Below are 22,574 nucleotides of genomic sequence, written 5' to 3'. Positions count from 1 at the left end.
CCGTCGCCCGGACCCACTGCGACACCCCCGGCACGGCTCCCGAGGCCTCCGCCGCCGGCCCCGCGGTACCGCCGCGTAGCGCCCATAATCGACATATGAGTCAGCGGAACGTGTCGAACACCACGCTGGGTGACTTCCTGCGCGCGTGCCGTTCCCGGGTGAACCCGAGCGACGTGGGCCTGCCCGACGACGGGCGACACCGTCGGGTCCCGGGGCTGCGGCGGGAGGAACTGGCGCAGTTGGCGAACGTGAGCGTGGACTACGTGGTGCGGTTGGAGCAGGGCCGTACGGTGCATGTGTCGACGGTGGTGCTGGAGTCGCTCGCGAGGGCGCTGCGGCTGCGGCCCGACGAGCGTGACTACCTGCTGCGGGTCGCCGCGGCCGGCTCCGCGTCCCTCGCCCCCACACCGTCCTCCTCCGCGCAGGGCCGCATCCGCCCGCAGACGCAGACCCTGCTCGACGGGCTGCGGGAGTATCCCGCCCTGGTGCTGGACCACCGGATGGACGTGCTGGGCTGGAACGCGCTGGGCAGGGCGCTGCTCACCGACTTCTCGGCCGTACCCGAAGCGCGGCGCAACCTGGTGCTGATGGCGTTCCTGGACCCTGCCTTCCGCGAGCTGTACGACGACTGGCGGACCGTCGCCCGCGAGTGCGTCGCCTACCTCCGGATGGGCGCGGCGCGCGACCCGCAGGACTTGCGGCTCACGGCTCTGGTGGACGAACTCGCCGAGGCCGACGCCGACTTCCGCCGCTGGTGGTCGGACCACAGGGTGCGGACCAGGGCCGCCGGATCGAAGACCTTCCGGCACCCGGTGGCCGGCACCATGACGCTCGACTTCCAGAGCCTCGTCGTGGGCGACGACCCCGACCAGACCGTCTTCGTCTACACCGCGGAGCCCGGCACCCCCGCCCACCAGGCGCTGCGCTTCCTGGCCACCTGGTCGGCGAGCCCCGCGGCCGTGCGTTCGTGACCAGGACCGGCCGACGACCGGCTGAGCCCGCCTGGTACCGCCGGTCCCAGGCAGCCGCCGCCCAGGCTGACCCTTCCCTGGCTCCCGCTGCACGGCGGGCCGACGCTGGGAGGCGTTGACCCGATGACTCGCAGCGATCATGAGGAGCACCTCACATGACGACATGGTTCATCACCGGCGCCTCCCGAGGCTTCGGCCTGGAGATCGCCCGGCAGGCCCTCGAGCAGGGCGACGATGTCGTGGCGACCGCCCGCACCCCGCGCGTCGCGGCGGACGCCCTGGCCGCCGGCGCCGACCGGCTGCTGGTCCTGCCCCTCGACGTGAACGACGAGGCGCAGGCGGGGGCCGCCGTCGAGGCCGCGGTGGAGCGCTTCGGCACCATCGACGTCCTCGTCAACAACGCCGGCCGGGGCCTGCTCGGCGCGGTGGAGGAGACCAGCGACGCGGAGGCGCGCGCGGTGTTCGACACGAACCTCTTCGGACTGCTGACGGTGACCCGTGCCGTCCTGCCCGTGATGCGGGCACAGCTGTCGGGACGGATCGTCAACCTCAGCTCCGTCGGCGGTTTCGTCGGCTGGGCCGGCTGGGGCCTGTACTGCGCGACCAAGTTCTCCGTCGAGGCGGTGACCGAGTCCCTGCGACTGGAGCTCGCGCCGCTCGGCATCCAGGCGACGGCCGTCGAGCCCGGCCCGTTCCGGACGGACTTCCTGGACTCCTCCTCCCTGCGCCGCACCGCGCGGGTCATCGAGGACTACCAGCAGAGCGCGGGGACCATGCGCGACTGGGCCGACGCCAGTAACCACGCCCAGGACGGCGACCCGGTGAGGGCGGCGGCCGCCATCATCACCGTGGCCCGCGCGGCGCGGATGCCGGCACGGATCCCGCTGGGCAAGGCCAGCCTGGTCGAGGTGGAGGACAAGGTCGACGGCGTCGCCCGCGACATCGAGGCATGGCGCGAGCTCGCACTGTCCACCGACTTCACCCCCTGAGCCGGGGCCCTCACGGCTTCCGGCGCCGTGAGGGCCCCGTCCGCGCCGCGACGATCAAGGACCCCAGGGCCGTCGCGGTGCCGCGCGGCTCAGCGCACCGCCTGGCTCGCGCCGCCCAGCGCGGTGAGCAGTGCCAGGGGCGTGGCCGCCGCCCACGCCTGGGGTGAGCAGGAGTGCGGGTACGGCACCGGCACCGGGTGCTCGTCCCGTCCGTACCCGGCCATCACCTCCGGGAGGCGCCAGTCGTGCGCCGCGGCCGCCTGGACCAGGCCGTGGGCGATCCGGGAGGCCTCCTCCGCCAGACCGCTGCGCGCCAGACCCAGCACGACGACCGCGTTGTCGTGCGGCCAGATACTGCCGCGGTGGTACGACAGCGGGTGGTACGGGGCCTGCCCCGCCGCGAGGGTGCGCACCCCCCAGCCGGAGAAGAAGTCGGGCTCCAGCAGACGCCGGCCCACCGTCCGCGCGTCGGCTGAGTCGAGGATGCCGGACCAGAGCAGGTGACCTGCGTCCGAGGCGAGGGCGTCGACCTGCCGGCCCTCGCCGTCCAGGGCGAGGGCGGGGAAGTCCGGGCCGGTCATCCAGAAGTCCCGGCGGAACCGTTCCCGCAGGTCCGCCGCGGCCTTCTCGAGCCGGTCCGCCTCACCGGCGTCGCCCCAGACGGTGCGGGCCAGGCGCGCGGTGCGCACCAGGGCGTCGTAGGCGTAGCCCTGGACCTCGGCGACCGCGAGCGCGCCCTTGGGGTGGCGGCCGTCGGCGAAGCAGATGGCCCCTTCGGAGTCCTTCCAGTTCTGGTGCGCCAGCCCGCCGCGCGCGGCGTCGGAGGTGTAGCGGAGGTAGCCGCCGCCCAGTCCGCCGTCGCGGAACATCCACTCCACCGCGGCCCGGGCGTGCGGCTCCAGGCGCCGGGCGAGCCCCGGATCGCCGGTGGCCGCGCTGTGCGCCTCCAGCAGCACCAGGAACAGCGGCGTGGCGTCGACGCTGCCGTAGTAGCGGCCGTACGGCACCTGCCGGAAGTGGGCGAGTTCGCCGTGCCTGACCTCGTGCACGATCCTTCCCGGCTGCTCGAGGCGGTCCGTGTCGTACCGGGTGCCCTGGGTGGCGGCGAGGGCGAGGAGCGTGTCGGCGGCCAGTTCCGGCCGGTACGGCAGGGCGAACAGCGATGTCAGCAGGGAGTCGCGGCCGAAGAGAGTGAGGAACCAGGGGATGCCGGCCGCGGGCACCAGCAGTGGCTCGTCCGCCGGGCCCGTCGCCGGTACGCGCAGCCGGGCCAGATCGGCCAGCCCCGCCGCGCAGGCACGGGCGAGCTCGTCCCAGTGGGTGAGCGAACGCGGTCGCGGCCGCGCCTGGACGAAGCAGTCCTCCTCGGCGGCATGACGGTTGCGGACCGCCATCGGGTGCGGGGGAGCGGGCGGCTCCGCGGCGCCGTGGGGGACCGCCCGGACGCTCAGAGCGAGCTCGGTCGCACCGTGGCCGGGCAGTGTCAGCCGCCAGGTCAGCAGGCGTGCGGTGCCCTGGGGCTCCAGCGGGCGGACGGAGGCGGGGGTGGGGGAGGCGGTGACGGTGGTGCGGGCGTCCCAGTCCGCGCCGCGCCGGTAGCGGAAGGTGACACCGTCGTTCCGGTCCGCGGCGGTGCGCCGCCCGTCGGCCTTGTCGTAGCGCCGGTGGTCCCCCCGCAGCTCGAACTGGTCGGCGAAGTCCGCGTCCACCTCCAACGCGATCTCCACCGTGGCGGGTTCCGCGCGGTTGCTGACGACGCGCAAGCGCTCGGTGAGTGAGCCGGTGTCGACGGCCTGCCGGCGGAAGAGCGAGTACGCGGGCGGCTCGTCCCGGCCGCCCTCCGGGGTGAGCACGCAACCGTCGTCGGAGGACGTCAGCAGGGACGGCGCGACGCCGTCCACGGTGAGTCGCCAGCGGCTCAGGTGCCGGGCGTCACGCAGGAAGAGGCCGTCCGGGGTGTCACCGCGGCGGCCGGTGATGTCGCCGGAGCGGCTGGTGGAGGCGAAGGTGCCGCGGTGGACCAGCAGGCGTTCGACGGTCATCGGGAGGGCTCTCCTTGCGGTGTCCAATGCAGCAGGTCCAGGGCCAGGGCGGCGGTCCAGCTGAAGTGGCGGATGCCGCGGCCCTGGCCGCTGTGCGGTTCGACGTACTCGGCGAAGCCGGTGCGGTAGGCGTCGGCCAGCGCCTGCTCGCGCAGGGCGTCGGCCGCTTCGGCCGCACCGTGCTGCCGCAGGCCGCGGTGGACGAGCCAGGCGGTGTTGAACCAACCCGGGCCCCGCCAGTAGCGGTTGCCGTCGTACTCGGGGGCGGTGAGGTCGTAGCTCGGCACCAGGTGCACCCGCCCGAGCCGGAAGCGTTCGCCGTGCGCCGTCGCGATGAGCGACTGCGCGACGGAGTCCGGCAGGCCGGGCACGATCAGTGGTACGAGTCCCGCGACGCTGTGGCCGCCGGCGGCGGCACCGGTCGTCAGGTCACGGGCGAGGAAGATGCCCGCGGCGGGGTCCCACAGCCGCTCGACCAGGGCGGCCGTGACCTCGGCGGCCTTGCGGCGGTGCGGTCCGGGGTCGGCGCCGGTCGCCGCGGCGATCTCGGCGAGGGCGTGCTCGGAGGCGATGAGAAGGGCGTTGAAGCACGGGTCCTCGAGCGCGAAGGCGTGCGGGGTGCGCGCGTCGTCGTAACCGTGGTCGCGGTAGTCGGCCGCGAGTCGCACATAGCGGCCGTAGTCGAGGTCGGTGGGGCGGTCGGCGGCCGCGCTGTGGTCGAGGTCCGCCCTGCGGAAGGACCTCGGCGGTGCCGGTTCCACCCTTGCGAGCGCCGTGTCCCACACCGGGCTGTTGTCCAGGCCCGGCTCCCAGGGGTGCACCACGGCCGCCAGCCCGCCCCCGCCGAGGTCGCGCGAGGTCGCGAGGTAGCGGTGCCAGGCGGCGAGCCGGGGGTACATCCGGCGCAGGAAGCCGCGGCGCCGGGACTCGGCCGGGTCCGCGAGGTGCGCCTGCCAGACGGCGAGGGCGTGCACCGGAGGTTGGACGATGCCGGAGGTCTCGATGTCCGCTGGCGCGCCGGAAGCGGTGCCCGCGCTCGAACTGCGCCAGAAGTCGGGGCTGGGGAAGTAGGCGTCCAGGGGCACCGACGGGTTGAAGACGATGTGCGGGACGCGGCCGTCCCCCCACTGCGCCCCCAGCAGGGTCTCCAGGTCCCGCTGGGCGCGACGCGGGGCGAGCCGTGCCAGCCCGATGGCGATGAAGGCGGAGTCCCAGCTCCACTGGTGCGGGTAGAGGGTACGCGAGGGAACGGTCGCCGCGCCCGTCCAGTTGGAGAGCAGGACGCGCGCGGCGGCCCGGCGCAGCTCGGCGTCCCCCTTTTCCTCGTGGCCCGGGGACCGCAGGGCAGGTTCGAGGACGGCCGTCATCCGGCGGCCCGGTGGAGGAACGCGGGGACGGAGCGCACGGCGTCGGCCGGGTCTCCGGTGAGACGGCACTCCGCGGCCAGGTAGCCGTCGTACCCGGCGGCGTCCAGCGCCCCGAGCCAGGCCGGCCAGTCCAGGTGGCCGGCGCCGGGCTGGAAGCGGTTGGAGTCGCTGACCTGGGCGTGGCCGATCAGCGGCGCCACGGCCAGGATCGCCGCCGCGGGGTCGGTCTCCTCGATGTTCATGTGGTAGCTGTCGATGCCGATGCGCACCGAGTCCAGACCCACGGCGCGGATGAGGTCAGCGGCCTGCTCCAGCCGGTTGACCATATGGTCCTCGTAGCGGTTGAGGGGCTCCAGGAAGAGCGTGACACCCTCGGCGCGGGCGTGCTCGCCCAGCTCCGTCAGTCCGGTCAGGAGCACCTCGCGGTCCTCCTCCTCGCTACGCGGCGGCTCGAAGGGCGGCAGCCGACGCGAGAACATGCCGTACGAGGCGGGTGTTTGCGCGCCGCGCCCGCCGAGTTCTGCGATGACGCTGAGCTGCGACTTCATCTGCGCCACGGCGTCGCGGCGCAGGTCGGGGTCGAAGGCGCCGAAGAAGTGCAGCATGTCGACGCAGACGGTCGGCATGACGACACCGTCGGCCTGGGCCCTGCGCAACTCGGGGAGCCGGTCGCGGAAGTGGAAGTCGCCCTTCCCGCGCAGTTCGATGGCGTCGTAGCCGGCCTCCTGGGCGAACTCCCACTTCTGCTGGAGGGTGTCACCGGGCAGCAGCTGTTCCTGGCAAGCGGTCTTGAACATGATCGAGGGGCCTCTCAGAACTCCAGGACGACCTGGAGCGCGTCGGCGGGACGCTCATCCAGCAGGACGTAGGCTTCGGCCGCGTCGGCGACCGGGACGACATGGCTGACGAGGGACCGCACGTCGACGTGGCCCTCGGCGACCAGCCGCAGGAAGGTCTGCTGCAGGCGCTCGACGGTCCAGCGCCCGCTGAGCTGCGGCGGGACCCCGCCGATCTGGGAGCAGATCAGCTGGACGCGGTTGTGGTGGAACTCGTCGCCGAGTCGCAGGCCCACGCCGTCGCCCTGGTAGAAGCCGGAGGCCACGACCCGGCCGCCGACCGCGACCGAGCGCAGGGCGTCGTGCAGGGCCGGGTAGGCGCCGCTGATCTCGATGGCGACGTCCGCTCCGCGGCCGTCGGTCGCGGAGCGGATCCGCTCCGCGACCGCGTCGGTACGGGCGTTGAGCGTGCTCGCAGCGCCGTACTCCCCGGCCTTGGCGAGGCGGACGTCGAGCGCGTCGACGGCGGTGACGCGAGCGCCGTTCAACTGGGCGAGCCGGGTGGTGAGAAGCCCGATGACTCCCTGGCCGAAGACGGCGACGTCCTCGCCGAGGTGGATGTCCGCGCCGAGGACGGCGTTGTACGCGATCGCCCCCACGCGGGCGAAGGCACCGGCCAGGGGCTCCAGGCCGGTCGGCAGGACGTGCCCGACCATGCGCTCTGCGGGCACGACGCCCTCGCTGCGATGGCCCCAGATGCCCCACACGAGCTCGCCGACAGCCGGCATGCCGGGCAGGTCCGTGAGCTCCGGTGAGACCTCCGTCACCTCGCCGACCTCGGAGTACCCCCAGCCCGCCACGGGGTACTCGATGCCGGCCGCGCCCTCGCGGAACAGGCGCGCCTCCGCGTCCCAGGTGCGCGTCAGATACGGGTTGGTGCCGCGGTAGGCGGTGAGCTCGGTACCCGCGGATATGCCGGAGTACCGGGTTCGTACGCGCAGATGGCCGGGGGGCAGGGGAGCCGACTCGCTCGGGGCGACCTCCACCTGACGGGGGCCGGTGAACTGGACGACGCGTTCCACAGGGACTCCGGAAAGATCGGTTATGCGGTCCGTTCAGCCGTCGATGACTGACTTACGTCGAAGATATCCGAGACTTAAGTCTTGTCAACAAGCAAAAGTGGTGCTCTGATGCAACGCGTACGTAACGCGAGGCTGATGTGAGGACGGTTGATGCGCATGTGGTCCCGACGGTCGAGGGCGCTGGCGGGCGGCTTGGCCGCCGCATTGGGGGTGGGGCTGATGTCCGGGTGCGCGGCACAGGACCCCGGCAAGCCCGACAACAAGATCACCGTCTGGAGTCTGGAGAACCTCACCGACCGTGTGGAGGCGACGAAGAAGACCATCGCCACCTTCGAGAAGAGCAGCGGTGTGAAGGTGAACCTGGTGGGGGTCGACGAGGGGCAGCTGCCGCAGCTGATCATGTCGGCCGCCGCCGCGGGCACCCTCCCCGACGTCATCGGCGGCATACCCCTCGCGCCGGTCTGGCAGATGTACACCAACGGCCTGCTGAACACCGACGCCACCAAGAAGATCGTCGACGATCTGGGGCCCGCCACCTTCAACGCCAACGCCCTCGAACTGACCGCAGACGGCGCCACCCGCCTCGGCGTGCCCAGCGACGCCTGGATGCAGATCCTCGTCTACCGCAAGGATCTCTTCGCCAAGGCCGGGCTCCGGGTCCCCGACACCTACGACGCGATGCTCGACGCCGCCCGGAAGCTCAACAGCGGCGGCACGAGCGGCATCTCGCTGTCCACAGACCCGGGTGACGTCTTCACCCAGCAGAGCTTCGAGGACCTCGCCCTCGCCAACGGCTGCGAACTCGCCGACTCCAAGGGCGACGTGACTCTCGGCAGCCCCCAGTGCGCCCGGGCCTTCGACACGTACGACAAGCTCGCCGACGACTACGGCGCCCCGGGCACCCAGACCGTGGACACCACGCGCGCCGTCTACTTCGCCGGTCGCTCCTCCATGATCGTCTGGTCCACCTTCCTCCTCGACGAGCTGGCCGGTCTGCGCGGCGACGCCCTCCCCAGCTGCGCCCAATGCAAGAAGGACCCGCAGTACCTGTCGGAGAACAGCGGTATCGTCACGGCGCTGAGCGGACCTGACGGCGCCAAGCCCGCCCAGTTCGGTGAGATCTCCTCCTGGGTGGTGACCAAGACCGCCGAGACCGCCGCCTCGGAGAAGTTCATCCGGTACATGATGGGCGACGGCTACCAGGGCTGGTTCGGCATGGCCCCCGAAGGAAAGATCCCGGTCCGGGCCGGAACCCCCGACGACCCGCAGAAGTACCTCAAGGCCTGGCGTGCCAGCGACATCGGCGTGGACACCAAGAAGCCCATGCAGTCGGTCTTCTCACCCCAGTTGCTCGACGAGCTCGCCGCCGGCGTCAGCAACATGAAGCGCTGGGGCATCACACAAGGCCAGGGCGCACTGGTGGGCGCCACCATCGGCGAACTGCCCGTCCCCAAGGCGGTGGCCGACATGACCACCGGCCAGACCTCCCCCCAGGAGGCGGCCGAGGAGGCCCGCGAGGAAGTCGCGGCCCTGCAGAAGTCCCTTCAGTGAGCCGCCCCCGGCCTCGTCCTTCAAGGAAGCAGTGATGAGCACCGTACAGAGCACCCAGCAGCCGAGACCGCCGGCGGCGGTCACCGCGGACACCGGGGCCCGGCGCCCCCTGACCTTGGCCCAGCGGGAGAACCGGGCCGGACTCGGCTTCGTCTCGCCCACCCTCCTGGTGGTCCTGGTGGTCGTGGTCCTGCCGATCGTCTGGACCGTCCTGCTGGCCTTCCAGCACGCGAGGCTGGTCGACATCCAGAGCATGGGCTTCCTGTCCAACTGGACCTGGAGCAACTTCAGCGAGGTCTTCACCTCTCCCGGTTTCTGGACCTCGCTGTGGACCACGCTTCTCTACACCGTAGGAGCCACAGCGGGTTCGATCGTCCTCGGGCTGATCGCGGCGCTCGCGCTGCGCAGGCCCTTCCGCGGCCGGGCGCTGCTGCGCGGCACCATGCTGCTGCCGTACGTGGCCCCCGTCGTCGCGGTGACGTTCGTCTGGGAGATCGCCCTCAGCCCGCAGTTCGGTGTCGTCAACGAGGTCGGCACCCGCTTGTTCGGCTGGGACGAGCCGGTCGCCTTCCTGTCGACCCGGTCCCAGGAACTGTCTCTCCTGGGCTGGCACGTCCACGTGCCGATAGCCCTGCTCACCGTGATCGCTTTCGAGACATGGCGGTACTTCCCCTTCGCCTTCCTCTTCCTGATGGCCCGGTTGCAAGCCGTACCTGAGGGCCTCGAGGAGGCCGCAGTCGTCGACGGCGCCACCCTCACCCAGCGGTTCCGCCACATACTGCTGCCCCAGCTGATGCCGGTCATCGCCCTGCTGTCGGTGCTCCGCTTCATCCTCACCTTCAACAAGTTCGACGACATCTACCTCCTCACGGGCGGCGGCTCGGGCACCGACGTCGTGGCCGTGCGCGTCTACGACTTCCTCACGGCCCGCTACGACGTGGGCGCGGCAGCGGCCCAGGCCCTCGTCCTGGCGGCGATCCTCGCCGTGCTGCTCGGCATCTACTTCACGTTCTTCGCCAAGAAGGTTCAGGAGGAGGCGTGATGGCAAGTCGCGCGCAGATCGAGGACCGCACCTTCGCCGTCCTGCGCTGGGTGGTGATCGCCGCACTCGCGATCGTCACGATCTTCCCCTTCTACTACATGCTGCTGCTCTCGGTGAAGCCCATCGACCAGCTGCTCCTCGATCCTGGCAAGCTGTGGGTGGGCACCTCCGAGTTCACCCTCGACACCTACCGCACCGTCCTCAAGTCCGTGGACGACGGCGGCCAGGGATTCCTGCGGATGCTCGGCAACTCCGCCCTGGTGGCGCTCGGTTCCATGCTGCTGACCCTGCTGGTGTCCGTCCCCGGCGCCTACGCCATCACCCGGTTGCGGTTCTTCGGCGGGCAGAAGGTCAGCGCGCTGTTCCTGGCCGTCTACCTCTTCCCGTCGACGCTGCTCGCGGTGCCGCTGTTCGTGATCTTCGCCCGAATCGGCCTGCAGAGCAGCCTCGTCGGCCTCGCGATCGTCTATATCGCGCAGACCGTGCCGGTCTCCATCTACATGCTCAAGAACTACTTCGTGACCATCCCGAAGAGCATCGAGGAGGCCGCCGCACTCGACGGCGCCTCGCGTCTGCAGACCGTGCGCCGCGTCGTCCTGCCCCTTGCCGCGCCCTCGTTGATGGCCACCGGCCTGTACGTCTTCATGATCGCATGGAACGAGTTCCTGTTCGCGCTGCTCTTCCTCGCCGCCGATCCGGACAAGTGGACCGTCTCCCTCGGGCTGCAGCAGCTCGCCAACGGGATCGAGGTGCCGAAGACCGTACTCATGGCGGGCTCCGTCGTGTTGACGATCCCCGTGGTACTCCTTTTCTACGCGGCCGAACGGCTCCTCACCGAGGGCCTGACCAGCGGCGCGGACAAGAGCTGAGCACCATGGCCCGACACGAGGGGGACCGAGGACGGATGGCTACGCCCTGGAGCACCGCCGGACACCTGCTGGAACTGATCAGGACCGGACAGGCGACCACCCGTGGGGAGCTCCAACGCGTGACGGGCCTGTCCCGCTCCACCGTCGGCCAGCGGCTGGACCAGCTCTTCGCCGCCGGCTGGCTGCGCACCGTACCCGGCGGGCAGTCCACCGGCGGGCGGCCCTCCACCCACCTGCAGTTCGACTCCGGCCACGCCGCCGTGCTCGCCGCCGACCTGGACACCACCTACGCCCGCGCCGCGGTGCTGGACCTGTCCGGGCGGGTACTCGCCGAGCACACCGGGAAGCTGGCGCTCGACCAGGGCCCGGACCGGGTGCTGGACGAACTCGGCCAGTGGTTCGCCGAGCTCGTCACCGCCGCCGGAGTACCCGCGGCCACGGTGTGCGGCGTCGGCCTGTCGGTGCCCGGCCCCGTCGACTGGACCACCGGCGTGGTGGTCCGGCCCCCGATCATGCCCGGCTGGGACGGATATCCCGTCCCGGCCCGGATGCAGCAGGCGCTCGCCCGGCACGTCGGACTGCCCGCCTCGGTGCCCGTCCTGGTCGACAACGACGCCAATCTGATGGCCCTGGGCGAACAGCGCGACTCCTGGCGCGACTGCTCGGCCTTCGTCCTGGTCAAGGTGGGCACCGGTATCGGAGCGGGCGTCGTCATCGACGGCACCGTCTTCCGCGGGATCGACGGCGGCGCGGGCGACCTCGGGCACATCCGGCTGCACGACGGGTCCGACGCCCTGTGCATGTGCGGCTCCCAGGGCTGCCTCGCCGCAGTCGCCAGTGGCCGCGCGCTGGCCGGGCAGCTCAGCGCCCTCGGAGTCCCCGCGCGGTCCGCCGCCCAGGTGCGCGAGCACCTCGACGCCGGGCAGCCCGACGCGGTGCGGCTGGCCCGCGAGGCCGGCCGGCGCTGCGGAGAGGTGCTGGTCACCGTCGTGACCCTGATCAACCCCGGTGTCCTGATGATCGCCGGAGACCTCGCCGAGACCCACTTCGTCACCGGGGTGCGCGAACTGCTCTACCAGCGCGCGCTGCCCCGGGCCACCCGCAACCTTCAGGTCGTGACCTCCCGGCTCGGCGACCGTGCCGCCCTCGCCGGCGCCACCGCCATGGTGGTCGAGCACCTCTACGCCCCGGACCAGGCCAACGAACGGCTGGCCGCCGAGGCCCCCGACCGGAACTCTGGAGCACCATCGTGAACACCCCCGCACCCGTCGAGGTCGGGCTGATCGGCGCAGGACCCTGGGCCCGTGCCATGCACGCCCGGATCCTGGCCGCCGGACCTGAGACCCGCCTCACCGCAGTCTGGTCCCGCCGGGCCGAGGCCGCCCGCGAGATCGCGGTCACCTACGGCGCGGCGACAGCCGGCAGCCCCGAGGAACTCTTCGACCGCTGCGAGGCCGTGGCCTTCGCGGTGCCGCCCGCCGTCCAGGCCGAACTCGCCGTAAGGGCAGCCAGGGCCGGCAAGGCCCTGCTGCTCGAGAAGCCTCTCGGCCCCGACCTGGCTTCCGCACGGGCGGTCGCCGACGCCGTCGCGGAGGCCGGGGTCGTCTCCCAGATGGTGTTGACCAAGCGCTACCAGGCCGAGACCCGCGCGTTCCTGCGGCGCGCGCGGGAGGTCGAGATCACCGGGGCGCGCTCGTGCTACCTGCACGGCGCCTTTCTCGGCGGGGAGTTCGCCACCGGCTGGCGCCTGGAACAAGGCGCGCTGCTCGACCTGGGACCACATCTGATCGACCTCCTCGACGCGGCTGTCGGACCCATCACCTCGATCCGCGCCACCGGCGACCCCCGGCGATGGGTCGAGGTCACCTGCGAGCACGAGACCGGGGCGGTCAGCCAGGCCTCCCTCTCCGGCAGTGTCCGGCTGCCGAAGCCCCGCACCCGGATCGAACTGCTCGGCTCCGGCGGAGAGCTCGTCTACGACACGTCCGTCATCGACCACGAGGAGGGCTGGCCGGTGCTGCGCGCCGAGTTCGCCGCGGCCGTACGCTCCGGCCGCGCCGGCGGGCTCGACGCACGGCGAGGGCTGCGCCTGCAGGAACTCATCGACGCGGCTCAACGCTGATACCCCGCGGGTATCACAGGGCGTGGAACAGGTCTTGGACCCGCGACCCGCCCCGCGCCGAGACTCGAAGGCGTCACAGGACACCACGAGAGAGGCGAGCGTCATGAAGGTCTTCCTCACCGGAGGCTCCGGCTACATCGGCCGGGCCACCATCCAGGCCCTGGTGCGCCGGGGCGTCCAGGTCGTCGCCCTGGCGCGCAGCGAGGACGCGGCCGGCGTCGTCCGCGACCTCGGCGCCGTCCCCGTGCCGGGGGACTTGACCAGGACGGACGTGCTGCGGGCCGCCGCCGGCGACGCCGACGGGGTCATCCACATGGGCCAGCACTACGGCCCCGACACCGCCGAGGTCGACCGTGCCGCGGCCGCGGCACTGCAGGACGGCGCCGGGCCCCGCCCGTACGTCCACACCGGAGGGGTGTGGGTCTACGGCGACACCGACGGGGTCGTGGACGAGGACGCCCCGCTGTCCCCGCCTCGCATCACCGCGTGGCGACTGGAGAACGAGAAGCGAGTGCTGGCCCGCGCCGCGACCGGCGAGCGGCCCGTCGTGGTCATGCCCGGGCTGGTCCACGGCCGGCTCGGCGGACTCGTCGAGACGTTCTACGCGGCCCCCGGCCGGAGCACCGGTTCCGTGCCGTGTGTCGGCGACGGCGCCAACCACTGGTCGACCGTGCACGTCGACGACATCGCCGAGCTCTACGCGCTGGCCCTGAACGCCGCGCCCGGCTCCGTCTACGCCGGGGTCGGCGACCACCACCCGACGCAGCTGGAGATCGCCCACGCGGTGAGCGGGGCGATCGGCCGCCCCGGGTCGGTGCGGCACCTGACCGAGGCGGAGGCGGAGGAGCAGATGGGACCCATCGCGGAGGCCTTCGCCCTCGACCAGCGGCTCACCGGCTCCCGGGCCCGCCGTGAGCTGGGCTGGCGGCCCACCCGGCTCGACCTGACGGCCGACCTCGCGCGTCCGTGAGCCCCGCCCGCTGAAAGGCGTCCACGCGACGGATACGCTCGGATGTGTCCGTCCCGGCGAGAAGGCGAGGAGGGGCCCGTGGACCTGGATCTCCGCAAGCTGCGGTACTTCGTCGCGGTGGCCGAGGAACTCCACTTCGGCAGGGCGGCCGAACGCCTGCACATCGCGCAGCCCGTGCTGTCGCGGCAGATCAGGGCGCTGGAGGACGAACTCAAGGCGCGGCTGTTCTCCCGCGATCGCCGCAGCACCGAGCTGACCGCGGCCGGCGTGCAGCTCCTCGCCGACGCCGGACCGCTCCTGGCCGCCGCAGACGCGGCCCGGCGGCGCGTCGCCCGCGCAACCCGGGGGCTCGCCTCCTTCACCGTGGGCTTCATGCCGGGACTGATCGTCACGGGTGCCGTGCGGGAGATCTCCCGCCGGCACCCGGACCTTGCGGTCGAGGTCGTCAGGACGACGTGGGACGACCAGGCGGAGGTGATCCTCGACGGACGCGTCGACATCGGCTACGTCCGGATGCCCGTGGACACCCGCGGCCTCGCCACCCGCAGCCTCCTGACCGAACCCCGCGTCGCCGTCCTGCCCGCGGACCACCCCTGTGCCGGCAAGTCCGTCCTCGGCATCGCGGACCTCGCCGGCGAACACCTCCTACAGGACCCCGATGCCGTCCCCGAGTGGCGGGACATCGCCCGGGAACCCGCCGCCCACCCGCAGCGCAGGCCGGCCGCCCCGGCCTTCCGCTCCGTCGAGGAGAAGCTCGAGAGCGTGGCGGCGGGGCGCGGGGTGGTCGTGCTGCCGCTGTCCACCGCGACCTACTACACCCGCGCCGACCTCGCCCACGTCGAGATCGCGGACATCGGTCCCAACCGTGTGCTCCTGGCGTGGGACGGCAGCCGTCACGACCCCCTGATCGAGGAGTTCGCCGACATCGCCGCGGCCCGCGCCGACACGTCCGCCTGACCGCTCCTGCCGAGCACCTCCCTCCTCCGCCTGACCGCTCCCCGGCGCCGGGCGCACCTCCCGCGGCCAGGACGCCCGCGTCGAGACCCCGGCCACGCCTCCCCCCCTCGGCGTGCGTCGAGCACCTCACCCCCGGCGCGCACACCCCTCATGTGCGGTTCTGTTCACCGCCGTTGACCAGGCTCCGTCAGGGCCGCGCGGGTACCTCCGCCGCTGTGCGCATCCCCGGTACGGCGGGTGGCGCGGCCCACGTCCGGACTTTGTCCTGCAACCGGAAAAAGACCTTGCTGATTCCTGCGCAACTTCTTCCCCTGCTGGACGGTCGCTGCTACTTTCCCATCGAAAGCCTGATGGAGCGGGACCAGCCATGTGGCCGGTCCGGTATCCCCACGCCACGGGGCCGGGGGAGGTGAGGGGCACGTGAGACGCATGACAGCTCGACCCGCGAACGCGCACCAGGCGCGGGTTCTGCGGCTGCTCCGCGACGGCGGACCCAACTCCCGTGCCCAGATGGGGGACCAGATCGACCTGTCCCGTTCCAAGCTCGCCGTCGAGGTCGACCGGCTGCTGGAGACGGGCCTCGTCGTCGCGGACGGCCTGGCCGCCTCGCGTGGCGGGCGGCGTTCCCACAACATCAGGCTCGCCCCCGGGCTGCGCTTCCTCGGCGTCGACATCGGCGCCACCTCGGTCGACGTCGCCGTCACCAACGCCGAACTGGAGGTGCTCGGCCACCTCAACCATCCGATGGACGTCCGTGAGGGTCCGGTCGCCGTCTTCGAGCGGATCCTCGACATGGCCGGCAAGCTGAGGGCCGCCGGCCTCGCCGAGGGCTTCGACGGGGCGGGGATCGGAGTGCCGGGGCCGGTGCGCTTCCCCGAGGGCGTCCCGGTCGCCCCGCCGATCATGCCGGGCTGGGACGGCTTCCCTGTCCGGGAGGCGCTCAGCCAGGAACTGGGCTGCCCCGTGATGGTCGACAACGACGTGAACCTGATGGCGCTCGGTGAGCAGCACGCCGGGGTCGCCCGCTCCGTCGGCGACTTCCTCTGCGTCAAGATCGGCACCGGCATCGGCTGCGGCATCGTCGTCGGTGGCGAGGTGCACCGCGGAGTGACGGGCAGCGCCGGCGACATCGGCCACATCCGGGTCGAGGCAGACGGACGCGCCTGCGCCTGCGGCAACAAAGGCTGTCTGGAAGCCCACTTCAGCGGCGCCGCGCTCGCCCAGGACGCCCTGGAGACGGCCAGGTCCGGGCGGTCCTCCGTCCTCGCGGCCAGGCTGGAGGCGGCCGGGCAGCTGTCCGCCGTCGACGTCGCCGCGGCGGCCGCGGTCGGCGACGCGGCGGCACTGGATCTCATCCGCGAGGGGGGCAACCGCCTCGGGCAGGTCATCGCCGGCCTCGTCAGCTTCTTCAACCCCGCGCTGGTCGTGATCGGCGGCGGCGTCACCGGTCTCGGCCACACGCTGCTCGCCACCGTCCGCAGCCAGGTCTACCGCCAGTCGCTGCCGCTCGCGACCGGCAACCTGCCCATCGTCCTGGGTGAACTGGGCCCGACCGCCGGGGTGATCGGCGGGGCCCGGCTCATCAGCGACCACGTGTTCTCCCCGGCCTGATCCCCCCCAGCGCCCGAGCACCGCACCGGCCCACCGGCCAAGCGCTCCACCGGCCTCATCGGTACCACGGCTTCACCGGTACCACGGCTTCATCGGCACCACCGGCTTCACCGGCACCACCGGCTTCATCGGCACCACCGGCTTCACCGGCACCACCGGCTTCACCGGCACCACGGCTCCACTTGCACGCTCCGCACGCGCACGTGTCACCCGCACCCGCCGAGGGGATCGTCATGGCACCTGAACCACCGGCACCGCCGCCCCCGACAGCCGCTCCGCTGCTCACCATGTCCGGCATCACCAAGTCCTTCCCCGGTGTCCGCGCGTTGGACGGCGTCGACCTGGACGTCCAGGCCGGAGAGGTGCACTGCCTCCTCGGCCAGAACGGCGCGGGCAAGTCCACCCTCATCAAGGTGCTCGCCGGGGCCCACCAGCCGGACGGCGGAGTGATCACCTGGCGCGGGGAGCCGGTGTCGCTGAAGTCGCCGATCGCGGCGATGCGGCTCGGCATCGCCACCATCTACCAGGAACTCGACCTGGTCGAAGGGCTGTCCGTGGCCGAGAACGTCTTCCTCGGCCACGAACCGACCACCGCCGGGGTCGTCGTGCGCCGCGGCGACGCGCGCCGCGAGGCCGCCGGCCTGCTGCGCCGGCTCGGCCACGCCGAGATCGACCCCGCCCGCCGCGTCGGCGACCTCTCGGCCGCACAGCAGCAGATCGTCTCGATGGCCCGGGCGCTCTCCCACGACGTGCGCCTCATCGTCATGGACGAGCCGTCCGCCGCCCTGGACCCCGAGGAGACCGACAACCTGCTGCGCATCGTCGGGCAGTTGACCGCCGACGGAGTCGCGGTCGTCTACATCTCCCACCGGCTGGAGGAGATCCGCCGCGTCGGCGACCGGGTCACCGTCCTGAAGGACGGCCGCGCGGTCGCCGGCGGGCTCCCCGCCAAGTCGATGCCCACCCGCCAGATCGTGGCGCTCATGACCGGTCGTGACGTCGAGTACGTCTTCCCGCCGCGCCCCGCGGAGCCGCGCTCCGGCGAGCCCGTCCTGCGGGTCGAAGGCCTCGCCCGGGACGGCGAGTTCGCGGCCGTCGACCTGGAGGTGCGACCCGGGGAGATCGTCGGGCTCGCCGGGCTCGTGGGCTCCGGACGGTCGGAGATCCTCGAGACGCTCTACGGCGCCAGGAAGCCCACCGCCGGCCGGGTCACCGTCGACGGCCGCCCTCTCAAGCCCGGAAGCGTCCCCTCGGCTGTCAGCGCCGGGCTGGGACTGGCACCGGAGGAGCGCAAGGCGCAGGCGCTGCTGATGCTGGAGTCCGTCACCCGCAACGTGTCGGTGTCCACTCTCTCCCGCTTCTCCCGGGCCGGCTGGCTCGACCGACGGGAGGAGCGGCGGGCAGCGCGCGAGACCACCCGGTCGCTGTCGCTGCGCCCCGACAACCCCGACGCACAGGTGCGCACCCTGTCGGGCGGCAACCAGCAGAAGGCCGTCCTGGCCCGCTGGCTGCTGCGCGGCTGCCGCGTCCTGCTGCTCGACGAGCCGACCCGGGGCGTCGACGTGGGCGCCCGCGCCGAGCTGTACGCGGTGATCCGCCGCCTGGCCGACGACGGGCTCGCCGTACTCCTCGTCTCCAGCGAGGTCCCGGAGGTCCTGGGGCTCGCGGACCGGGTGCTGGTCCTCCGCGAGGGACGCGTCGTGCACGAGGCGCCCGCGACGGAGCTGGACGAACACCGCGTACTCGACCTTGTCATGGAAGGGAGCCCGAGCCGATGACGCAGCCCGCCTCCGAGGCCCCGCAGGCACCGACGCCGCCCGCGGACGCGCATCCCGTCACGAAGGGCGGCGGCCGGCGTCCGGCGCTGGGTTTCCACGCCGACGTCCGCAACCTGTCCCTCCTGGGCGTCCTCGCCGCCCTCGTCCTCGTCGGGGGCATCACGCAGCCCGACAGCTTCCTGGACGTCTCCAACCTCCAACTGGTGCTCACCCAGGCGTCCGTCATCGGCGTCGTCACCGTCGGCATGACGTTCGTGATCACCAGCGGGGGCATCGACCTGTCCGTCGGCGCGATCGTCGCGCTCTCCTCGGTGTGGGCGACGACCCTCGCCACCCAGGAGTACGGCTTCGCGGGCATCCTCTTCACCGCGATCGTCGTCGGCGTCGCCTGCGGGCTGGTCAACGGGGTGCTCATCGCCTACGGCGGCATGGTGCCGTTCATCGCGACCCTCGCCATGCTCGCCTCGGCGCGCGGGCTCGCCCTGTACATCACCGACGGCAAGACGCAGATCGTCACCGTGAACTCGGTGCTCGACCTCGGCGTGCCCGACACCTACATCCTCGGCATCCCGCCGCTGGTGCTGGTCTTCGCCGCGGTCACCGTCATCGGCTGGCTGATGCTGAACCGGACGACGTTCGGGCGCCGGACCGTGGCCGTCGGCGGCAACGCCGAGGCGGCCCGCCTCGCCGGCATCGACGTCCGCCGCCAGCGGCTCTTCCTCTACCTGCTGTCCGGGCTGTGCTGCGGCATCGCGGCCTTCATGCTGATCATTCTGTCCGGCTCGGGCCAGAACACCAACGGCAACCTCTACGAACTCGACGCCATCGCCGCGGCGATCATCGGCGGCACGCTGCTCAGCGGCGGCCGCGGCACGATCGTCGGCTCCGTCCTCGGCGTCCTGGTGTTCACCATCATCCAGAACATCTTCGCCCTCAACAACCTGGAGAGCGCCGTCCAGCAGATCGCCAAGGGAGCGATCATCGTGGCCGCCGTCCTGGTCCAGCGCAGCACCGTGCGCAACGGCGACGGCTGAACCAGCCCGTCGCGCCCGGCTCCACCCGACAACCCGCACGCGCCCGCACGCCCTATCCCGAAGGGTCTCACCGCCATGCCAAGAATCCCGGTCACCAGCCGCAGAGGACTGCTCTTCGGCGCCGCCGCCGTCTCCGCCGGAGCGGCACTCTCCGCCTGCACCAGCAACGAGCCGAAGAAGGCCGGCACGGCCGCCACCACGGCGGCGGCCGCCGACGACAAGCCCGGCACCCCGGTCACGATCGGCTTCGCCGGCCCGCAGGCCGACCACGGCTGGCTCAACGCCATCAACCAGAACGCCAAGGACCGCGCGGCGAAGTACTCCGACGTGACGCTGGAGATCACCGAGGGCTCCAACGACACCGCCGCCCAGATCGGGCAGATCCAGACGCTGATCAACAAGAAGGTCGACGTCCTGGTCATCCTGCCGGCCGACGGCAAGGCCCTCACCCAGGTCGGTCTGCAGGCCATGAAGGCCGGCATCCCGGTGATCAACCTGGACCGGATCTTCGCCTCCCCGCAGGCCTACCGCTGCTGGATCGGCGGTGACAACTACGGCATGGGCCTCAACGCCGGCCGCTACATCGGCGAGCAGCTCAAGGACAAGCCCGACGCCAAGGTCGTCGAGCTCGCCGGCATCGACAACCTGGAGCTGACCCGGCAGCGCACCCAGGGCTTCGACGACGCGCTGAAGAACTACCCGAACATCAAGAAGGTGGCCCGGCAGGCCGCCGACTTCACCGTCGAGACCGGCCAGGCCAAGATGGCCCAGCTGCTGCAGGCCCAGAAGCAGTTCGACGCGCTGTGGAACCACGACGACGACCAGGGCGTCGGCGCCCTGCGCGCCATCGCGCAGGCGGGCCGCGACGAGTTCTTCATGGTCGGCGGCGCCGGTTCCAAGTCGGCCATGGACGCCATCAAGGCCGACAACGGCGTGCTGAAGGCGACCGTCCTCTACCCGCCCACCATGGCCGCCTCCGCCATCGACGTGGCTCGCGCGCTCGGCCAGAAGAAGGGCATCGGAGGGTTGTCGGAGCTGGAGATCCCGGCCTCGATCACCCTCTACTCGGCGGTCGTCACCAAGGAGAACGTCGACGAGTACCTGCCGACGGGCTTCATCTGACAGATCCGCCCGTCCGTCCCACCGAGCAACCGACGAGGAGCAACGGCATGGCTGAAATGGCCGGCAAGGAAGACAGTCAGGAAGGTGCCGCTTCGCCGGCGCTCGGCATCGGCATGGTCGGCTACGCCTTCATGGGTGCCACCCACTCCCACGCGTGGCGCACCGTGGGCCGCGTGTTCGACCTGCCGATGAGGCCCGTCCTGGCCGCGATCGGCGGCCGTGACGCGGACGCCGTCCGGGCCGCGGCGGCCCGGCACGGCTGGGCCGCCGCGGAGACGGACTGGCGGGCGCTGGTGGACCGGGACGACGTCCACCTCGTGGACGTGTGCACCCCCGGTGACAGCCATGCCGAGATCGCCGTCGCGGCGCTCGAAGCCGGCAAGCACGTCCTGTGCGAGAAGCCGCTGGCCAACTCGGTCGCCGAGGCCGAGGTCATGGCCGCGGCGGCCGAGCGGGCGGCCGCCCGCGGGCAGGTGGCCATGGTGGGCTTCAACTACCGGCGGGTGCCCGCGGTCGCCTACGCCCGCCGCCTCATCGCTGACGGGCGCATCGGCACGATCCGCCATGTGCGGGTGACGTATCTGCAGGACTGGCTGGTCGACCCGGGGTTCCCGCTGACCTGGCGGCTGCAGCGCGAGCACGCGGGCTCCGGGGCCCTGGGGGATCTCGGCGCCCACGCCGTCGACCTCGCGCAGTATCTCGCGGGTGAGTTCCTGGTGGGCGTCTCGGCGCTCACCGAGACCTTCGTGCGGGAGCGGCCCGAGCTGGCCGGCGCGTCGTCGGGGCTCTCGGGCTCCGGGGGCGGGCGGCTCGGGCCGGTCACGGTCGACGACGCGGCGGTCTTCACCGGACGGCTGGCCTCGGGGGCGCTCGCCTCGTTCGAGGCCACCCGGATGGCCTCGGGGCGCAAGAACGCCCTGCGGCTGGAGATCAACGGCGAGCGCGGATCGATCGCCTTCGACCTGGAGCGGCTGAACGAGTTGGAGTTCCACGACCACACCGAGCCTGCGGAATCGGCCGGCTTCCGGCGGATCCTGGTGACCGAGCCGGGCCATCCGTACCTGGAGGCCTGGTGGCCGCCCGGCCACGCGCTCGGCTACGAGCACACCTTCACCCACCAGGCGCGCGACCTCGTCGTCGGCATCGCCGATGGGGTCGCACCGGCGCCCTCGTTCGCCGACGGGCTGCAGGTGCAGCGCGTCCTGGCCGCGGTGGAGGAGAGCGCCGAGAAGAACGCCGTCTACACCCCCGTCCCCTCCTGACCACCCCCTCAACGAGGAGGCTCCTCGCCGTGTCACGACCCTTCACCCTCTTCACCGGCCAGTGGGCCGACCTGCCTCTGGAGGAGGTCTGCCGGCTCGCCCGCGACTTCGGCTACGACGGACTCGAACTCGCCTGCTGGGGCGACCACTTCGAGGTCGACAAGGCCCTCGCCGACCCCGCCTATCTGGACGGGCGGCGGGCGCTGCTCGACAAGTACGGGCTGAAGTGCTGGGCCGTCTCCAACCACCTCGTCGGCCAGGCGGTCTGCGACAACCCGATCGACGAGCGTCACAAGGGGATCCTGCCCGCCCGCATCTGGGGCGACGGCGAGCCGGAGGGCGTGCGGCAGCGCGCCGCTCGCGAGCTGGCCGACACCGCGCGCGCGGCGGCCGCCTTCGGGGTGCGCACCGTCATCGGGTTCACCGGGTCGTCGATCTGGCATCTGGTGGCCATGTTCCCGCCGGTCCCGGAGCACATGATCGAGCGCGGCTTCGAGGACTTCGCCGAGCGGTGGAACCCGATCCTGGACGTCTTCGACGCCGAAGGGGTCCGCTTCGCCCACGAGGTCCACCCGGCCGAGATCGCCTACGACTACTGGACGACGCACCGCGCGCTGGAAGCTGTGGGCCACCGACCGGCCTTCGGGCTGAACTTCGACCCGAGCCACTTCGTGTGGCAGGACCTCGACCCCGTCGGGTTCCTGTGGGACTTCAAGGACCGCATCTACCACGTCGACTGCAAGGAGGCGCGCAAGCGCCTCGACGGCCGCAACGGGCGCCTCGGCTCCCACCTGCCGTGGGGCGATCCGCGGCGCGGCTGGGACTTCGTGTCGGCCGGGCACGGCGACGTTCCGTGGGAGGACGTGTTCCGGATGCTGCGGTCGATCGGATACGACGGCCCGATCTCGGTCGAGTGGGAGGACGCCGGGATGGACCGCCTCGCCGGCGCGCCGGAGGCCCTATCCCTGCTGAAGAGGTACGACTTCGACCCGCCGGCGGCGTCTTTCGACGCTGCTTTCGGAGGCGCCG

The 22,574-nt window shown here is 72.1% G+C and carries 19 protein-coding genes; 15 read left to right on the top strand and 4 right to left on the bottom strand.

Annotated features, from left to right (window positions below; translation table 11 throughout):
- Positions 1–95 precede the first annotated feature (95 nt).
- Positions 96–971 carry a helix-turn-helix transcriptional regulator gene (locus AC3ET4_RS27130; RefSeq protein ID WP_431953895.1) on the top strand — a complete coding sequence of 292 codons (876 nt, stop codon included), beginning with the start codon at positions 96–98 and terminating at the stop codon, positions 969–971.
- Positions 972–1,126: 155 nt separating this feature from the next.
- On the top strand, positions 1,127–1,960 hold the full coding sequence (locus AC3ET4_RS27125) for an oxidoreductase (RefSeq protein WP_431953893.1): 834 nt from the start codon (positions 1,127–1,129) through the stop codon (positions 1,958–1,960).
- Between the two features lie 89 nt (positions 1,961–2,049).
- On the opposite strand, the gene AC3ET4_RS27120 is transcribed toward AC3ET4_RS27125, so the two are convergent.
- From AC3ET4_RS27120 to AC3ET4_RS27105, 4 genes are read right to left on the bottom strand one after another with little or no spacing between them, the layout of a single operon-like run.
- Positions 2,050–4,002 (bottom strand): amylo-alpha-1,6-glucosidase, encoded by a 1,953-nt coding sequence (locus tag AC3ET4_RS27120; RefSeq protein ID WP_431953891.1) that lies wholly within the window; start codon positions 4,000–4,002, stop codon positions 2,050–2,052.
- Complete coding sequence (locus AC3ET4_RS27115; protein WP_431953889.1) at positions 3,999–5,369, bottom strand: MGH1-like glycoside hydrolase domain-containing protein; 1,371 nt, start codon at positions 5,367–5,369, stop codon at positions 3,999–4,001. Before AC3ET4_RS27115 ends, AC3ET4_RS27120 begins: the two co-directional genes overlap by 4 nt.
- Positions 5,366–6,166, bottom strand: a complete 801-nt coding sequence (locus tag AC3ET4_RS27110; RefSeq protein ID WP_431953887.1) for a sugar phosphate isomerase/epimerase family protein — start codon at positions 6,164–6,166, stop codon at positions 5,366–5,368. The genes AC3ET4_RS27115 and AC3ET4_RS27110 overlap by 4 nt, the downstream gene beginning before the upstream one ends.
- A 14-nt stretch (positions 6,167–6,180) precedes the next feature.
- The gene (locus AC3ET4_RS27105) at positions 6,181–7,227 is read right to left on the bottom strand and encodes a zinc-dependent alcohol dehydrogenase (protein WP_431953885.1); all 1,047 of its coding nucleotides are present in this window, start codon (positions 7,225–7,227) and stop codon (positions 6,181–6,183) included.
- A 150-nt stretch (positions 7,228–7,377) separates the two neighbouring features.
- Here AC3ET4_RS27105 and AC3ET4_RS27100 point away from each other — a divergent pair, with 150 nt between their 5' ends.
- The 13 genes from AC3ET4_RS27100 to AC3ET4_RS27040 form a co-directional block, all read left to right on the top strand.
- A complete protein-coding gene (locus tag AC3ET4_RS27100; protein ID WP_431953883.1) occupies positions 7,378–8,778 on the top strand; it encodes an ABC transporter substrate-binding protein in 1,401 nt (466 codons plus the stop codon).
- Between the two features lie 34 nt (positions 8,779–8,812).
- Entirely contained in the window at positions 8,813–9,820 is a 1,008-nt protein-coding gene (locus AC3ET4_RS27095; protein ID WP_431953881.1) for a carbohydrate ABC transporter permease, read from the top strand.
- Complete coding sequence (locus tag AC3ET4_RS27090; protein WP_431953879.1) at positions 9,820–10,689, top strand: carbohydrate ABC transporter permease; 870 nt, start codon at positions 9,820–9,822, stop codon at positions 10,687–10,689. The genes AC3ET4_RS27095 and AC3ET4_RS27090 overlap by 1 nt, the downstream gene beginning before the upstream one ends.
- 35 nt (positions 10,690–10,724) lie before the next feature.
- Positions 10,725–11,942, top strand: a complete 1,218-nt coding sequence (locus AC3ET4_RS27085; RefSeq protein ID WP_431953877.1) for an ROK family transcriptional regulator — start codon at positions 10,725–10,727, stop codon at positions 11,940–11,942.
- Complete coding sequence (locus AC3ET4_RS27080) at positions 11,939–12,811, top strand: Gfo/Idh/MocA family protein (RefSeq protein ID WP_431953875.1); 873 nt, start codon at positions 11,939–11,941, stop codon at positions 12,809–12,811. Before AC3ET4_RS27085 ends, AC3ET4_RS27080 begins: the two co-directional genes overlap by 4 nt.
- A 103-nt stretch (positions 12,812–12,914) precedes the next feature.
- Positions 12,915–13,781, top strand: coding sequence for an NAD-dependent epimerase/dehydratase family protein (locus tag AC3ET4_RS27075; protein ID WP_431953873.1), 867 nt, complete (start codon positions 12,915–12,917; stop codon positions 13,779–13,781).
- A gap of 78 nt (positions 13,782–13,859) precedes the next feature.
- Positions 13,860–14,738: a LysR family transcriptional regulator gene (locus AC3ET4_RS27070; protein ID WP_431953871.1), complete on the top strand. Its 879-nt coding sequence runs from the start codon at positions 13,860–13,862 to the stop codon at positions 14,736–14,738.
- 429 nt (positions 14,739–15,167) lie between these two features.
- Entirely contained in the window at positions 15,168–16,349 is a 1,182-nt protein-coding gene (locus AC3ET4_RS27065; RefSeq protein ID WP_431953869.1) for an ROK family transcriptional regulator, read from the top strand.
- A gap of 233 nt (positions 16,350–16,582) precedes the next feature.
- Entirely contained in the window at positions 16,583–18,127 is a 1,545-nt protein-coding gene (locus AC3ET4_RS27060; RefSeq protein ID WP_431953867.1) for a sugar ABC transporter ATP-binding protein, read from the top strand.
- Positions 18,124–19,161, top strand: coding sequence for an ABC transporter permease (locus AC3ET4_RS27055; RefSeq protein ID WP_431953865.1), 1,038 nt, complete (start codon positions 18,124–18,126; stop codon positions 19,159–19,161). Before AC3ET4_RS27060 ends, AC3ET4_RS27055 begins: the two co-directional genes overlap by 4 nt.
- Positions 19,162–19,245: 84 nt before the next feature.
- Positions 19,246–20,283, top strand: coding sequence for a substrate-binding domain-containing protein (locus AC3ET4_RS27050; protein WP_431953897.1), 1,038 nt, complete (start codon positions 19,246–19,248; stop codon positions 20,281–20,283).
- A gap of 47 nt (positions 20,284–20,330) precedes the next feature.
- Complete coding sequence (locus AC3ET4_RS27045; RefSeq protein ID WP_431953863.1) at positions 20,331–21,545, top strand: Gfo/Idh/MocA family protein; 1,215 nt, start codon at positions 20,331–20,333, stop codon at positions 21,543–21,545.
- 29 nt (positions 21,546–21,574) lie between these two features.
- On the top strand, positions 21,575–22,574 hold a 1,000-nt coding region (locus tag AC3ET4_RS27040; RefSeq protein ID WP_431953861.1), incomplete at its 3' end, for a sugar phosphate isomerase/epimerase family protein.

The organism is Actinacidiphila sp. bgisy167 (assembly GCF_057707665.1).
This window is presented reverse-complemented; position numbering and strand designations above follow the sequence as displayed.